Annotated in this window: 14 protein-coding genes and 1 pseudogene; 7 read left to right on the plus strand and 8 right to left on the minus strand. The window is 69.9% G+C overall.

Going from position 1 to position 14,289, the window contains the following annotated elements; all coding sequences use genetic code 11:
- Window positions 1-97: 97 nt before the first annotated feature.
- On the plus strand, window positions 98-859 hold the full coding sequence (locus F790_RS0112335) for a class I SAM-dependent methyltransferase (protein ID WP_020700654.1): 762 nt from the start codon (window positions 98-100) through the stop codon (window positions 857-859).
- 58 nt (window positions 860-917) lie between these two features.
- On the opposite strand, the gene F790_RS0112340 is transcribed toward F790_RS0112335, so the two are convergent.
- From F790_RS0112340 to F790_RS0112355, 4 genes are read right to left on the minus strand one after another with little or no spacing between them, the layout of a single operon-like run.
- Window positions 918-2,210, minus strand: a complete 1,293-nt coding sequence (locus F790_RS0112340) for a diguanylate cyclase (protein ID WP_019591852.1) — start codon at window positions 2,208-2,210, stop codon at window positions 918-920.
- A 5-nt stretch (window positions 2,211-2,215) separates the two neighbouring features.
- Window positions 2,216-2,608 carry a CBS domain-containing protein gene (locus F790_RS0112345; RefSeq protein WP_018871354.1) on the minus strand — a complete coding sequence of 131 codons (393 nt, stop codon included), beginning with the start codon at window positions 2,606-2,608 and terminating at the stop codon, window positions 2,216-2,218.
- Window positions 2,609-2,635: 27 nt separating this feature from the next.
- Window positions 2,636-2,983, minus strand: a complete 348-nt coding sequence (locus F790_RS0112350) for a hypothetical protein (protein ID WP_018871355.1) — start codon at window positions 2,981-2,983, stop codon at window positions 2,636-2,638.
- Window positions 2,980-4,500, minus strand: a complete 1,521-nt coding sequence (locus F790_RS0112355; protein ID WP_019591853.1) for a DUF1538 domain-containing protein — start codon at window positions 4,498-4,500, stop codon at window positions 2,980-2,982. Before F790_RS0112355 ends, F790_RS0112350 begins: the two co-directional genes overlap by 4 nt.
- A 106-nt stretch (window positions 4,501-4,606) precedes the next feature.
- Between F790_RS0112355 and F790_RS0112360 the strand changes: the two genes are divergently transcribed.
- The gene (locus tag F790_RS0112360) at window positions 4,607-5,311 is read left to right on the plus strand and encodes an SDR family NAD(P)-dependent oxidoreductase (protein WP_019591854.1); all 705 of its coding nucleotides are present in this window, start codon (window positions 4,607-4,609) and stop codon (window positions 5,309-5,311) included.
- A 28-nt stretch (window positions 5,312-5,339) separates the two neighbouring features.
- On the opposite strand, the gene F790_RS0112365 is transcribed toward F790_RS0112360, so the two are convergent.
- Together F790_RS0112365 and F790_RS0112370 are read right to left on the minus strand one after the other, a co-directional pair.
- Window positions 5,340-7,460, minus strand: coding sequence for a M1 family metallopeptidase (locus F790_RS0112365; RefSeq protein ID WP_019591855.1), 2,121 nt, complete (start codon window positions 7,458-7,460; stop codon window positions 5,340-5,342).
- Window positions 7,460-8,524 carry a ChaN family lipoprotein gene (locus F790_RS0112370; RefSeq protein WP_019591856.1) on the minus strand — a complete coding sequence of 355 codons (1,065 nt, stop codon included), beginning with the start codon at window positions 8,522-8,524 and terminating at the stop codon, window positions 7,460-7,462. Before F790_RS0112370 ends, F790_RS0112365 begins: the two co-directional genes overlap by 1 nt.
- A gap of 272 nt (window positions 8,525-8,796) precedes the next feature.
- On the opposite strand from F790_RS0112370, the gene F790_RS15010 reads away from it, so the two are divergent.
- From F790_RS15010 to F790_RS0112395, 5 genes are read left to right on the plus strand one after another with little or no spacing between them, the layout of a single operon-like run.
- On the plus strand, window positions 8,797-9,177 hold the full coding sequence (locus F790_RS15010) for a nucleotidyltransferase domain-containing protein (protein WP_369773038.1): 381 nt from the start codon (window positions 8,797-8,799) through the stop codon (window positions 9,175-9,177).
- A complete protein-coding gene (locus tag F790_RS0112380) occupies window positions 9,126-9,926 on the plus strand; it encodes an FkbM family methyltransferase (RefSeq protein ID WP_019021018.1) in 801 nt (266 codons plus the stop codon). Before F790_RS15010 ends, F790_RS0112380 begins: the two co-directional genes overlap by 52 nt.
- Window positions 9,913-10,725, plus strand: coding sequence for a creatininase family protein (locus tag F790_RS0112385; RefSeq protein ID WP_019591857.1), 813 nt, complete (start codon window positions 9,913-9,915; stop codon window positions 10,723-10,725). Before F790_RS0112380 ends, F790_RS0112385 begins: the two co-directional genes overlap by 14 nt.
- Before the next feature lie 58 nt (window positions 10,726-10,783).
- Complete coding sequence (locus tag F790_RS0112390; RefSeq protein WP_026332958.1) at window positions 10,784-12,262, plus strand: FAD-linked oxidase C-terminal domain-containing protein; 1,479 nt, start codon at window positions 10,784-10,786, stop codon at window positions 12,260-12,262.
- 44 nt (window positions 12,263-12,306) lie between these two features.
- A complete protein-coding gene (locus F790_RS0112395) occupies window positions 12,307-13,266 on the plus strand; it encodes a GGDEF domain-containing protein (protein ID WP_019591859.1) in 960 nt (319 codons plus the stop codon).
- A 12-nt stretch (window positions 13,267-13,278) separates the two neighbouring features.
- Here F790_RS0112395 and F790_RS13910 read toward each other — a convergent pair.
- Window positions 13,279-13,512 (minus strand): annotated as a pseudogene (locus F790_RS13910) (DUF86 domain-containing protein); the annotation flags it as partial.
- Window positions 13,497-13,895, minus strand: coding sequence for a nucleotidyltransferase domain-containing protein (locus F790_RS0112405; protein ID WP_019591861.1), 399 nt, complete (start codon window positions 13,893-13,895; stop codon window positions 13,497-13,499). The pseudogene F790_RS13910 and the gene F790_RS0112405, both read right to left, overlap by 16 nt.
- Between the last annotated feature and the right edge of the window lie 394 nt (window positions 13,896-14,289).

The following is a 14,289-nucleotide window of genomic DNA, read 5'->3' on the forward strand; positions in this document are numbered from 1 at the left end:
ACCGATCTGGCCCGGGGCCGATCGGGGCGTGTTTGCTTGACGGTCGGGTGGCTTGGCCGGAGACTGGTGTACTTTCCAATGATGAGGGTTTGCCCCGATGAGCCAGTCCGAAGTGAAGACCGAGGAGAAGAAACAGCATTTTGACGACATCTACGTCGCCGAGACGCCGGTGCCGTTCAAGGAGCGCATCATCGATGCGCTGGACTACATCTCCGACGACTTCAACCGCCAGACCTTCGACCGGCTCATCCTGCCGTGGGCCGAGCAGCAGGCCGCCAGCGGCCGCACCCTCAACTACGTCGACCTGGCCTGCTGCTTCGGCAACACCACGATGGCGGCGGTGCACAACATGACCGTGGACGAGATCCGCGAGAACTGGGCCTCGGAAACGGTCTGCAACACCATCAGCAAGCCGCGCCGCCTGCCGATGCACACCACCGGCATCGACATCTCCGAGAACGCCCTGGCCTACGGTCAGCGTGCCGGCCTGTTCGACGAGACCCACGCGGCCGACCTGAACAATCCGGCCCCGGAGACCCGCGACGCGATCGAGAAGTCGCTGGAAGAGGCCGACATCCTGCTGTCCACCGCGTCGCTGGTGTATCTGGATCCGCCGGCCATCGCGTCGCTGCTGGATGCGTTCCGCCGTGGCGAGGGCGAAGGTTACCTGCTGGTGAACTTCCTCAACCCCTTCGCGCTGGAAAAGGCCGACGAGACCAAGCGCATGCTGCTGGACCGCTTCGAGTTCGTGGGCAGCACCGCCAGCCGTCACCGCCGCATGTCCGAGCTGGAACAGGAAAACTATCCGGGCGAGGAATGGGCGCTGCTGGAGATCTGGGTCCTGCGCCGCAAGGCCTGATACCCCGCCTCGCGCCCCGGGTCACCGGGGCACGAGACCGTTCCGTTAGCAAGGGCCATTACAGGAGGACGACGCGGTCGCGTCCGCCCTCCTTGGCCTGATACATCGCCTGATCGACCCGCCGCGTGATCGCGCGTGGCGTGTCGTTCGGCTGGCGCTCGGTCACCCCGAAGCTGGCGGTCACCGCCGGTGCATCCGGCAGATCCAGCTGCGCGATCGAACGACGCAGTTTCTCCGCCGCCGCGGCGGCCCCCTCGCCGTCCGTCTCCGGCAGCACGATCAGAAACTCCTCCCCGCCCCAGCGCCCCAGCAGATCCTGTTCACGCAGCTGGGCATCCACCGTGCGGGCCACCGCCTTGAGCACCACATCACCGGCCTCGTGTCCGTGTTCGTCGTTCACCGCCTTGAAGTGGTCGATGTCGAACATGATCACGGCCATCGGCCGCTGATAGCGCTCGCAGCGGTCCATCTCGGCCTCCAGGCGATTGCCCAGGGTCAGACGGTTGGCCAGCCCCGTCAGCCAGTCGGTCTCGGCCAGACGCCGGATCTCGCCCTCCATGTGCACGCGCTCGGTCACATCCTTGCCGAAGGCCACGAAATGCGTGATCTCGCCGCAGTCGTCGCGCACCGGTGTGATGGTCTGCTCCAGGTGAACCTTCTCGCCGTCCGGTCGCCGGTTCACGAACTCGCCGCGGAAGGCCTCGCCCCGGCGCAGCCGTTCCCACATCGTGGTAAAGAACTCGTCGTCGTGCTCCTCGGACTTGAACAGCGCCGGGGTGGCGCCGATCACGCGCTCGGCGTCGAACCCGCTGAGTTCGATGAAGGCCGTGTTGGCGAACACGATCACGCCCTCGGGATCGGTGATCAGCACCGGGTCCCCGGAGGCCTCCAGCGCGGCGGACAGCAGCCGCAGCTGCGCCTCGCGGCGCCGGTCCTCGGTCACGTCCCGCTGCACCGACACGTAATGGGTAATGCTCGGGCTGTCTTCCGGCACCCGCACCGGCGAGATGTGCCAGCGCACACTGTAGGGCTCGCCATCCTTGCGGTAGTTGATGGTCTCGGCGTCGAACCCCTCGCCGCGCTCCAGGGTCATCTTCAGCTCGTCCAGTACCGCGCGCGAGGTCTTCGGCCCCTGCAGGATGCGCGGGGTCAGGCCGAGGACCTCGTCCCGATAATAGCCGGTCATCTGCTCGAAGCCGCGGTTCACGTAGACGATATGCGGACCGTCATCGAGATCCGCGTCGGTGATCAGCACGCTGTGCGCGGTATCCTCGATCGCGGCGTCGAGCAGCTCCAGCCGCGCCAGTCCCTGCGGGATGTCCGGGAGATCCTGGAGGTCGAGGGACGTCACCGCGGTCAGACCTCGTCCAGCATGCCGAGGATGGAACCGACGATGTCGCTGGTGGTGACGATCCCCTCCAGCTGGTTGCCTTCCAGCACCACCAGGCGGCGCACGTCCATGTTGACCATCATCCGCGCCACGTATTTGACGTCCATCTCCGCGGGCACGGTGATCACCGGCTTGGTGGCCACGTCGTACACGTTGGCCAGGTCGATGTCGCCCTCTTCGGCCACGATGGTCTTGAGGATGGTGGTGTAGGTGATGATGCCGTAGGCATCGTGCGGGTGCTGCTTGTCCACCACCAGCGAGCGCACGTTGTTGTCGCGCATCAGCTGCATGGCCTCGCGCAGCGGGGCCAGCGGGGCCACGGTGATGACTTTCTCGGTCAGGATGTCGCGAACCAGCATGAAGTCTCCCTCCGGTCGGAGTTGGGGTCAGATTTCGTCCTTGACCTGTTCCTCGAAGCGGTCGATCTGCCGCCGGTCAATGCCCGCCAGATGCGAGATGTCCGTGATGAAGGCCACCCCGCGCGGGTCTTCGTCCAGCCCAAGCTCGCGGAACAGTGATTTCAGCACCGTCAGCGCGAGGCGCTTCTCCAGAATCCACAGCAACACCGACTGGCTGCCCTCGTAGGTCATGCCGAGGAAGGTCTTGCGCGCCTCCGCGCCGATGCCGCGCGCATCCATGATGGTCACGCCGGCGGCACCGGCCTCGCGCGCCGCATCCACGGCCTTTTGTTCCAGTTCGTCGGGCAGCACCGCCACCAGGGCCGAGAATCTCATGCCGTGTCCCTCCTGTCCTTGCGGATCAAGCGTTCGTAAAGATCGACCGCGATGGCATAGAGCATCACGGTCACGATGGGGAAGATGGACGCGAACGCGATCAGGCCGAAGCCGTCGATCAGCACGTTGCGTCCCTCCAGATGCGTCGCCAGCCCGATCCCCAGCGCCGTCACCAGCGGCACCGTGACCTCCGAGGTGGTCACCCCGCCGAGGTCGAATGCCAGCGCCACGATGTCCTTGGGTGCGAGGATGGTCAGCACGATGACCAGGACATACCCGGCCATGATGTACAGGTGGATGGAGTCCCCGCTGAGGATGCGGTGCACCCCGATGGTGATGCCCACGGCCACCCCCAGCGCCACCAGGATGCGGATCGCGCTGCCCTTCAGCGAGCCCTTGGCCGCTTCCTCGGCCTTCTGGCCGATGGCGATCAGCGCGGGTTCCGCCATGGTGGTCGCAAAGCCGATCGCAAACGCGAACAGGTACACCCACACGAACCGGTCGTTGGCGATCAGCTGCTCCGCCATGCTCTCGCCGATCGGGAACAGGCCCAGCTTGAGCCCGACCACGAAGGCATACAGGCCGAACACCACCAGGGCGAAGCCGAAGAGCACCCGCGGCAGATACGGAATGTGCTTGCGCAGCACGAAGTACTGGAACACCACGATCACGCCGATGATGGGCGCGACGTCGCGCAGCATCAGCAGCAGGTCCATGCCCATGGCGCTGAGGAAGTGGCGTTCCTCGCCCGCCCCGGGCAGATCCGTGTCGGTATCCATGGCCGCTCCGTCGCCGGCGCCGGGTGCCGGGCCGTCGATGTCGGCCCCGGCGAACACCACGATGCCGTAGAGCTGCACCGTGATCATCGGCACCATCACGGCCAGCGCCACCAGGCCGAAGCCGTCGCGCAGCGGGTTGCGCCCGGCCAGCGACGCGGCCAGCCCCAGCCCCAGCGCGGCCACCAGCGGCACGGTCACGATGTTGGTGGTGACGCCGCCGGAGTCGTAGGCCAGGCCCACGATCTCCTCGGGCGCGAAGAAGGTGACCAGCACCACCAGTACGTAGCCGGTGAGGATGTACCAGTGCAGCGGGTGGCCGAGCACGGTGCGGAGGATGCCCAGCGCCACCACCGCGCCCACCGACAGCGCCACGATCAGGCGCAGGATGAAGCCCTGGATGTGCCCCTCGGAGATGACCTCGGCCTGTTCCGCCACCGCGATCAGCGCCGGCTCCGCGATCACCGTGGCAAAGCCCAGGGTAAAACCGAAGGCCATCAGCAGGATCAGCGAGCCGCGCCGCGCCAGCGCGTTGGAGAGGTTCTTGCCGATGGGGAAGATCCCCATCTCCAGCCCCTGCAGGAACAGCGCCACCCCGAAGACCACGATCACCAGACCGATGGCCATGGACAGCACGCCCTCGGGCACGGACTGCAGCACGAACATCTGGAACACCACCACCACGATCACGATGGGGGCCAGGTTGCGAGCGGCGTGGCCAAGGGTATGGAGGAAATTCATGCGCGGATTCCCGTCTGCACTCGGCGCAGAGCATACACGACCCGGTCCCGGTACAGGCCATACGCAAACGAACGGATCGAATCGCGATGCCTGCGGTCACAGCAACATGGACTCACTCGCACCCCCCTTCCGCGCCGTGGTGATCGGCGCCACCGGCGGCCTCGGCCGCGCCTTCGTCACCCACCTGGAGAACGACCCGAACTGCGCGCGGGTCGTGGCGCTGGGCCGCTCCACCGATCCGCCGCTGGAGCTCACCGACGAGGACAGCATCCGCCACGCGGCCGCATGGCTGACGGAGCAGGCGCCTGACTGGGACCTGATCATCGACGCCACCGGAGTGCTCACCATCGACGGCCATCGGCCGGAAAAACGCCTGCGCGAGCTCGATCCGGCGGTGATGGCGCAGGCCTTCGCGGTCAACGCCATCGGCCCGGCGCTGATCTTCAAGCACTTCGCGGGGCTGCTGCCGAAGGACCGCAAGGCGGTGCTGGCAACGCTGTCGGCGCGCGTGGGCTCCATCGCTGACAACCACTCCGGCGGCTGGCTGAGCTATCGCGCCTCCAAGGCCGCGCTCAACCAGATCGTGCGCACCACGGCGCTGGAGATGCGCTTCAGCCATCGCCGCGCGGTGGTGGCGGCGCTGCAGCCGGGCACGGTGGAGACCCCGCTGTCGGAGCCATACCGCGCCCGCGCCCCCGAGGTGCTGACGCCGGAACGCGCGACCGGCGCACTGCTGGAGGTGCTGGACGCCCTCGGTCCCGAGGACTCGGGCGGGCTGTTCGACTTCGAGCACCAGCGCCTGCCGTACTGATCGGGCCCGGGGCCCGCGGCCGGGGAGTTCAGTCCGCCAGCGAGCGCCAGGGCCCCGGCACCGGCCACAGCCCGCGCGCCACTGGCTCGCCATCGTCCTGCAGAAGGTAGCTCTCCTGCGCGCGATGGCGCAGTGCACCCGCCAGTGCACGCCGCTCGCCGGCCGAGTCGGCCGCGATCACCGTGATGCCGGTCTCCGGTACGGTCCAGGCCAGGGCCCCGGCATCGGACCCGTCATCGGGCAGGTCGTCCGTGTCCGCGTGCGCCTCCTGCGGGCGCGTCGGCAGTCCGCGTTCGCCCAGCCATTCAGCGACCGCCGCGCGCGAACCCAGCAGCACCCGCGGTGCTTCGGCTCCCGCCCCGGAATCGGAATCGGGATCGGTATCCGGGGCCGCCGTCTCCGGCACCCGTCCCAGCCACGGCGCCAGCTCGGCGGGCGCGGCCCCGCCGAGGGGGATCACCCGGGTCGCCGGGTCCAGCTCCGCCTCGCGCAGGATGCGCGGGTACTCCTCCGCCATCAGGTGGCGGAACACGCGCCAGTCGGGGTCCACGGCGATGCGCGCGGGCCGCGCGTCGCCGGTCAGCTCCAGCTCCAGCTCGGTGGCGGCCTCCTGCAGATCCACCCAGTGCGTCTCCCGCGTCTCCCGGCCGTCATCCTCCGCGAACTCGACCACCAGCGGCACGCGCACCCGCCAGGGATCGTCGGTATCCGCCTGTGCCAGCCGCGCGGTCACACGCCAGCCGTCGGCGTCTTCACGCGCGGCCGGGTTCTCCAGCGCCAGGCGCGGCGCGCCGGCCCGGCCGATCCACTGCTCGAAGAACGCTTCCAGATCATCTTCGGTCGCCGCGTCCACGGCCGCGATCAGCTCCGGCCAGCCGGCCTCGCGATGCCGGTATTCGGCGTAGAAGTCGGCCAGCCCCGCGTGCAGCGCCGCCTCGCCGATGCGGTCCTCGAGCATCCGCCACAGCATCGCGCCGCGGTGATACCCGGCGATGCGGTCGGCCCCGGCATTGCCGCCGACGAACTCGCCATGCGGGTAGTCCTCGCCTTCCGGCAGGGCGGCGTAGTCACGCAGCCACTGGCCCCGTTCGTCGCGCGCCTCGCCGCGTTCTTCGGCGAACCGGTAATCGGCCATGAAGGTGGTCAGACCCTCGGTCCAGTTGCCCTGGCGGCGATCGGCGTACACCCCGGTGCCCCACCAGTTGTGCAGCACCTCGTGCCCCAGCGAGGTGTGCGGGATGAACGGCAGCGGGATGACCCGTTCGCCCAGCAGGGTGAATCCGGAGAAGGCCAGCCCCACCGGCGCCGGGCTGGCCGCCACGGTGAAGCTGTCGAAGGCATACGGCCCGAGCAGGTCGCTGAAGCGCTCGAGGTATTCCACGGTCTTCTCGCGGTAGGTCGCGCCGAACGCGCCCTCCAGCTCCGCCGGGAACAGGGTGCGCACCTCCACGCCATCGGCGGTCTCGCTGCGCCCCTCCTCCCAGGGGCCGCTGGCCAGCGCCAGCGCACGCCCGCCGGGATGCTCGAACACCGCGCGGGTCACGCCCTCCGCGTCCGCGTCCCCGGTGGCCGCGTCTTCAGCGGCCTCCTCGCGCCACGACCCGGAGGCCACGACGCGATGGCCATCGGCCGCAAGCACCTCCAGGCGCACCGGCGCGGGTTCGGCCTCCGGCTGCCGCGGATACCAGGCGGCCCCCGCCGGCAGGAAGCCGCCGGCCGCGCCGAGGAATCCGCCCCCGGGGCCGGCGTCCTCCGGGGCCTGCAGCCGGGCACGGTATTCGATGACCAGCGGCCCGCGTGAGACGTCCCCGGCGAGGTCCCCGTCGCCATCGAGCGTCACCTGCAGGTATCCCGCGTCGCTGTGTTCGTGGTTCAGCGCGTGCCCGCCCCGCTCCACGGCGTCCACCCGCAAACCGCGTGCGAAGCGAAAGCGCAGCTCCCCGTCCGCGTCTTCCAGCATCGCGGCGGGCAGGCTCAGACGCCCCTGCAGCCGCTGCTCGGCGGGGAACAGTTCGATCGTCAGTTCGCGGGCGGGCGGGTCGCCGGCGACGACCGGTGCCGCCCACCCCGCAAACGGCACGCTCAGCAGGCACGCCAGCGCGGCGGTGCCGGGCCGATTGTGCCCCGGGGTACGCCGCAGGCGGGCCATCAGTGACCGTTCCCCGCGGCCGGCCGCGCCCCCGCGCTCTCCTGCCAGGGGAAGCGCGCGATCACCCGTTGGCGCTCGCCGTTACGTTCCAGCACCAGCGGCAACCAGGTGCCCGGGGTCACGGCCTGAACGATGCGCTGCAGATCGGCCGGCGTGTCCACCGCGCGGCCACCGGCCTCGACCAGACGGTCGCCGCTCTCGATGCCGGCGGCGCCGGCCACCGAATCGGGCATCACGCCGCGGATCTCCACCCCGTCGCCCTCTTCGGGGCGCTGCATTTGCACCCCCAGGATCGGGGTCAGCGGCTGGAAGCGCTCGCCGCCCTGCACGCCGAACACCGCCCGCGCCAGCTCCGGGTCCTGCCCCGTACACGCCCCGTCGCTCTCGCGCGGCAGCAGTACCGGAGCGTTGGCCACGCCCAGATCCGCCAGCTGGTGCGGCACGCCGTGGCCGTATTCCAGATGGCCGGAGCCGATGATCCCGACCACCAGCGGCGGCTGGTCACCGCCCGCCTCGATCACCCCGGCGATGGCCGCGGCCATCATCCGGTCCCAGGCCAGCTGGGTGCCAATGAACGCATCGCTGCCCCCCGGTGCGGCCGGATGGCGCGCCAGCACCTCCTCCAGGTATTCGCGATAGGCATCGGCGGGTTCGGCCGGGGCGGAGACCCCGTCGCGCTCGTCGGCGGGCACGCTGTCCCAGCCCTCGTGGCCCAGGCGGCGCACCAGGTCGCGCTCGGCATTCAGCGCCACCAGCGGGACGTCGTGCACCCGCGCGAAATGCAGGATCGGCCAGTACAGCCGCGGGTTGAAGCCCCAGTGCTCGAACCAGTCGCTTTCCTGCAGGAACCGCTCCTCGTCCAGTTCGCCCGCCACCCAGTCATCCAGCACCGGCTGCGCCGAGCGCGGCAGCATCTCCAGACCGATCACCATGTCCGGACGCTGGCCGTGCAGCGCGGCCAGGGTGCCGACCTGCCAGCGATGGTGGTCCATGCGGTTGTGGGTCTCGCCCAGCAGCACCGCATCGGCGCCGGCCAGTTCGGCGAACAGCGCCGCGGCGTCCACGTCCCCGCCCTCCGGCGTGGCCCACTGGCCGGGCTGCACACAATCCGCGCCCGATGGCACATCTGCATGGGGTGCAGAGGGCCCCAGAGCGAACACGGTGGCCGTCAGGGCCAGCAACGACGGCGCCACGAGGGTCCGCCACTCACAATTCGGAATCAGCCTCATCAAGCTTCTCCAGCCGGAATACGCAATGTCCATTGGGACCGGCCCCGCCCCCGAGCGTTCCGGCCCGTACTCGGCCTACAATCCCATCCGGGACCCGGAGGACCACGATGCGATTGAGCGAAGACCAGCGTAAAACGATCCACCACACCGCCCACGAACTGTTCGGGGACTGTAACGTTTATCTGTTCGGATCGCGCGTCGACGATGCGGCCCGCGGTGGCGATATCGACCTGCTGGTGGAAACGCCCCGCCCGGTGGAAAACCGGGCGGCGATGGCGGCCCGCTACACGGCTCGCCTGCAAACTGGAACGGGCTGCACAGGATCTGCTGCCAAACCCTCCCGACCCAGCCGCTGCGCGCCCGTAGGAGCCTGCTTGCAGGCGAACAAGACCGGACGGGCGTGCACATGGATCCGCGTTTCCCTAAGCTGGGAAGCATGGACGCGCCCCCGAATCCCGACCCGTCTCCGGCCGCTCGCGAGCGGCTGAACGCCACCCTCGGCCTGCTGCGCTCGCTGGCGATCTACCGGCGCCCCGGGCGCCAGCGGGCCCTGCGCCGGCTGTACCGTCCGTTCATCGGGCGCGACGACCGGGTGTTCGACATCGGCGCCCATCTGGGGGATCGCACGCTGGCCTTCTCCCGCCTCGGCGGCCACGTGATCGCGGTGGAGCCACAGCCTGCCCTGCGCCGCTGGCTCGAGCGCGGGCCCGGCCGGCGGCGCAACGTAACCGTGCGCGGCGAGGCGGTGGGCGCCGAGCCCGGCACGGCCGACCTGTACATCAGCCACCGGACCCCCACGGTCTCCACGCTGTCCCCGCGCTGGACCGACGAGCTGCCGCGGCGCAACGACGGCTTCCGCCGCGTGCGCTGGGAAGATCATGTGCAGGTGCCGGTCATCACCCTCGATGACCTGATCGCCGAATACGGCATGCCGGCGTTCTGCAAGATCGACGCCGAAGGTTATGAAGTCGAGGTGCTGGCCGGGCTGTCACAGCCGATCCCGGCGCTGTCGCTGGAGTTCGTCGCCGGCGCGCTGGACATCGCAATCGCCGGCATGGAACGCCTGGCCGAGCTGGGCGACTACGAATTCAACGTGATCGCCGGCGAGCAGCGCGAATACCGCTTCGCCCGCTGGCAGGACCGGGGCCGGGTGCGGCTGTGGCTGGAGGCCCACGCCGCGGATTACGGCTCCGGCGATCTCTACGCCCGCCTGCGCATGCCGCATGCACGATCCTGACGCGCCCCGCCCCCTGCCCCGCTGGCAGGACCTGACCACCGCCGAGGCCGCCGAACTGGCCGGCCGCGACCCGGTGGCCGTGCTGCCGCTGGCAGCCATCGAACAGCACGGGCCGCATCTGCCGCTGGACACCGACCTGCGCATCGGCGAGGGCCTGCTGCAGGCGGCGTGGGCGCGGCTTCCCGCGGATTTCCCCCTGCTGGCCCTGCCGCCGCTGGCGATCCTGGCCAGCCCCGAGCACGCCCGCTTCGCCGGCACCCTGAGCCTGACACCGGAGACCGCCATCCGCGTGCTGGTGGAAACCGGCCGGGCCGTGGCCGGCGCCGGCGTGCGCCGCCTGGTGCTGCACAACAGTCACGGCGGCAACCGGGCGGTGGCCGACACCGCAGCGCTGGAACTGCGCCGCCGCCACCGCATGCTGATCGTGCGTCATCATTACTTTCTCCAGGATCCGCCGGCGCAGGCCAGCATCCCGGCCGCCGAACAACGCCATGGCCTGCACGGCGGGCGCATCGAGACGGCGATGATGCGTCATCTGGCGCCCGCCAGCGTACACGACGCCGAGGCCCGCCACGCGGGATCGCTGGGCGAGGAGCTGGAGGCCTCGCTGGAGGTCCTGCGCCCGGAGGGACCGGCCGGATTCGCCTGGCTGGCCGGCGACCTCAACCCCGCCGGCACCACCGGGAATGCGGCAGCGGCCACCGCCGCCGAGGGCGCGGCCCTGGTGGACCACTACGCCACCCACCTGGCCGCCGCCCTGCACGACGCCCGCGCCTTCCCCCTGGACCGGCTCGCGTGAGCCCTCCGGAAACTGCGGAATTGTCCCGGCCGGCGGGCAACGGTCTACCATCACGGTCATGAGTGCCGTAACCACCCCTCAGCCCGGTCTGGCCGCCGTGATCGACACCCTGCGCGAGCAGCTGCCGCCCGAGGCGCTGATCGTCGAGGAAAGCGAGCGCCGCGCCTACGAATGCGACGGACTCTCCGCCTTTCGCGAGGTCCCCGGCGCGGTCGCCCTGCCCGCCAGCATGGACGAGCTCCAGCGGTGCCTGACGGCCTGCCGCGAGCACGGCGTGCCGGTGGTGCCGCGCGGCGCGGGCACGGGCCTGTCCGGGGGCGCGCTGCCCAGCGCCGAGGGCCTGCTGCTGTCGATGGCGCGCTTCAACCGAATCCTCGAGATCGATGCCGACAACCGCTGCGCGGTGGTCCAGCCGGGCGTACGCAACCTCGCGATCTCCGAGGCCGCCGCCCCGGCCGGTCTGTACTACGCCCCCGACCCCTCGTCGCAGATCGCCTGCTCCATCGGCGGCAACGTAGCCGAAAACGCCGGCGGCGTGCACTGCCTGAAATACGGCCTCACGGTCCACAACGTGACCGGGCTGGAGTTCGTGACCCTGGACGGTGAAGTCATCCGCGTCGGCGGCAAGACCCTGGATACCGAAGGCCTGGACCTGCTGGCCTTCCTGATCGGCTCCGAGGGCATGCTGGGAATCGTCACCGAGGTCACCGTGCGCCTGTTGCCGCGCCCCGAACGCACCCAGGTGCTGATGGCGAGCTTTGACGACGTGGAGACCGCCGGCGCCGCGGTGGCCGGCATCATCGCCGCCGGACTGATCCCCGCGGGTCTGGAGATGATGGACAACGCCGCGATCCGCGCCGCCGAGGACTTCGTCCATGCCGGCTATCCGGTGGATGCCGCGGCCATCCTGCTGTGCGAGCTGGACGGCAGCAACAGCGAGGTCTCCGAGAGCGTGATGTTCGTGCGCGAAAAACTGCTGGGGCTGGGCGCGACCGAGGTCCGTACCGCGCAGGACGATGCCGAGCGCACGCGCTTCTGGGCCGGACGCAAGGCCGCCTTCCCCGCCGCCGGCCGCATCTCGCCCGACTACTACTGCATGGACGGCACCATCCCGCGTCACCAGCTCGGGTACGTGCTCGAACGCATCGATGCGCTCTCCGCCGAACACGGCCTGGGCGTGTGCAACGTGTTCCACGCCGGCGACGGCAACCTGCACCCGCTCATCCTCTACGACGCCAGCCAGCCGGGCCAGATCGAGACCGCCGAGACCTTCGGCGAGGCGATCCTGGAGCTGTGCGTGGCGGTGGGCGGCACGGTCACCGGCGAGCATGGCGTGGGGGTGGAAAAGCTGGACGGCATGTGCGTGCAGTTCGCCTCCGCCGAGCTGGAGCAGTTCCATGCCCTGCGCAGCGCATTCGATCCCCGCGGCCTGCTGAACCCCGGCAAGGCGGTGCCCACGCTGGCACGCTGCGCCGAATTCGGCCGCCAGCACGTGCGCTCGGCGCAACCACCGCACCCGGACCTGCCCCGGTTCTGATCATCACGGCCGGTCCCCCCGACAACCCGACCCGGAATCCGCGCATGGAAGCCCCGAATCCCCGCCCGCCGCAGCACACCGAGCCCGGCACCGACGCCTTCTCCGGCGCCGTCCGTTCGCTGATGGACGCGCTGTACGCCATAGCCCCGCTGGACACCTGGCTGCTGACCCGGGTCGAAGGACGCGACTGGATCATCCTGCACGCCCTGGACCAGGGCGACACGATCGCCCCGGGCGTCGTCCTCGACTGGCACGGCTCCTGCTGCATCCACATGGCCTGTGGCGACGCCCCGTCCATCGCCCCGGATACGAGCGGGATCCCCGTCTATCGCGACGCGCCGGTGAACCACCAGCTCCCGGTGGGCGCCTATGTCGGTTTTCCACTGCACGACCGCGACGGGAACCTGTTCGGCACTCTGTGCGGCGTGCACCCCGAGCCCGTGGACCCGCAGCTCCACGACCGCTACACCGCCCTGGAGGCCCTGGCCGACACCGCAGGCCACCTGCTGGCCCTGCAGCGCGAGAACGACATCCTCGACCGCGAACGCCAGGCCACGGCCCTGCTGCCCGGCTCCGATCCGGTGAGCGGCACCCTGAACCGACGCGGCTGGGACATGGCCCTGGAAGGCGAGGAAGAGCGCTGCCAGCGCAACGGGCAGCCCTGCGCGGTGGTCCTCGCGGAGGTCACCGATCTGGAGGCCATCAATCGGGAGGCGGGCATCGGCCAGGGCGACCGGCTGCTGGCGGAGCTCGGACCGATCCTGCAGGGCCTGCTGCTCCCCGGCGACCGTGTGGCGCGTATCGCCGGCAACCGGTTCGGCCTGCTGCTGGTGGACACCGGCCCCGACGCCCTGGAACGACGCCACGCCGAGATCCGCACGGCCCTGCGGGACCATCACCCCGCGATCGAAACCGGCCGCGCCCTGCGCCACCCGGGCGAGGGCCTGCAGCACACTCCCCACCTCGCCGAACGCGACCTCCTGCGCCAGCGCCACACCCGCTGAACCGGCTCAGTCCAGCCGCTCGAAGGTCTCCCCCATGGTGTCCGGCGGAGGATAGGCCCTGGATATGAGCAGGTGGGCGCCCACATCGACGCATTGCTGGACAGCGCGCGCCAGATTCAGGGCGATGATGTCCTGGGCATCCGGATCGGACGCCAGTTCATCGGGATTGCCCGGGCAACGCCGGGCCACGCGCTCGACGCAGTAGCGCAGGGTCTCGATCTTCTGTTCGATCACCCGTTGATCCATGCATTCCTCCGCGCGGCGAGGATGCGATCACGATATGGCAGGAAATCGGCCTGATCGAAGAGATGGCGGGTCAGGAAGCGGGCCTGGGCCTCGTCACTGCCCCACAGACGCACGCCGGTGGTCATGATCTGCCCGAGCAGCGGCTCGCCGGCGCGGGTGAGATCGACAAGGTCGACGGGGCGACCGGCGACCAGGGCCAACTCGTCGATGAGCCGGATACGCGCCTCCACGTCCAGCGGGGCACCGGCGCTTACGGCAATATCGAGATCGCTGTCGGCGGTCGCGGTGCCGCGGGCCAGCGAGCCGAACAGCATCACCAGCTCCAGCTCGGGGTGGGTCTGCAGCACGCCCTGCAGGCGCTGGAATTCGGCATCTCGTTCCATGTCCCGGATTCTAGGGAAACGCTGATCCATGTGCACGCTCGCGCTCGAGTCGCTTTTGCGTGCGAACAAGGCGCGGCGACCGCCGTGCAGTCATTCTGCACAAGGGAGCCGCAACGCCGTGCGCGCGCAAAAGCGGCCGAGCCCCTTCGGGGTTGGCGCCCCGGGTTCCCCGATCCTGCGTTGCGCCGCTTGCGGGTAGAACCACTACCCGCTGCGCGACGCGCCTTGTCTCGGAAAACCCGGGGTGCCAACGCTAGCGTGCACATGTGCGGCTGTGGCCGCGGAACGATTGGTTTACCATTCGGGTCTGGTCGCCATCATCGATTCCACGCGAGGCCGTTCCATGAGCAAGACCGTCACGCTGACCGACAACTCCACCGGCAAGAGCATCGAG

Origin of the sequence: Thioalkalivibrio sp. ALE20 (assembly GCF_000381405.1) — a bacterium.
Lineage (GTDB): Bacteria > Pseudomonadota > Gammaproteobacteria > Ectothiorhodospirales > Ectothiorhodospiraceae > Thioalkalivibrio.

What these genes read in the sequence shown, in the direction of transcription:
- F790_RS0112335 (WP_020700654.1), top strand. Translation starts at nt 98, where the DNA reads ATGAGCCAGTCCGAAGTGAAGACCGAGGAGAAGAAACAGCATTTTGAC.
- F790_RS0112345 (WP_018871354.1), bottom strand. Translation starts at nt 2,608, where the DNA reads ATGCTGGTTCGCGACATCCTGACCGAGAAAGTCATCACCGTGGCCCCG.
- F790_RS0112350 (WP_018871355.1), bottom strand. Translation starts at nt 2,983, where the DNA reads ATGAGATTCTCGGCCCTGGTGGCGGTGCTGCCCGACGAACTGGAACAA.
- F790_RS0112355 (WP_019591853.1), bottom strand. Translation starts at nt 4,500, where the DNA reads ATGAATTTCCTCCATACCCTTGGCCACGCCGCTCGCAACCTGGCCCCC.
- F790_RS0112360 (WP_019591854.1), top strand. Translation starts at nt 4,607, where the DNA reads ATGGACTCACTCGCACCCCCCTTCCGCGCCGTGGTGATCGGCGCCACC.
- F790_RS0112365 (WP_019591855.1), bottom strand. Translation starts at nt 7,460, where the DNA reads ATGGCCCGCCTGCGGCGTACCCCGGGGCACAATCGGCCCGGCACCGCC.
- F790_RS15010 (WP_369773038.1), top strand. Translation starts at nt 8,797, where the DNA reads ATGCGATTGAGCGAAGACCAGCGTAAAACGATCCACCACACCGCCCAC.
- F790_RS0112380 (WP_019021018.1), top strand. Translation starts at nt 9,126, where the DNA reads ATGGACGCGCCCCCGAATCCCGACCCGTCTCCGGCCGCTCGCGAGCGG.
- F790_RS0112385 (WP_019591857.1), top strand. Translation starts at nt 9,913, where the DNA reads ATGCACGATCCTGACGCGCCCCGCCCCCTGCCCCGCTGGCAGGACCTG.
- F790_RS0112390 (WP_026332958.1), top strand. Translation starts at nt 10,784, where the DNA reads ATGAGTGCCGTAACCACCCCTCAGCCCGGTCTGGCCGCCGTGATCGAC.
- F790_RS0112395 (WP_019591859.1), top strand. Translation starts at nt 12,307, where the DNA reads ATGGAAGCCCCGAATCCCCGCCCGCCGCAGCACACCGAGCCCGGCACC.
- F790_RS0112405 (WP_019591861.1), bottom strand. Translation starts at nt 13,895, where the DNA reads ATGGAACGAGATGCCGAATTCCAGCGCCTGCAGGGCGTGCTGCAGACC.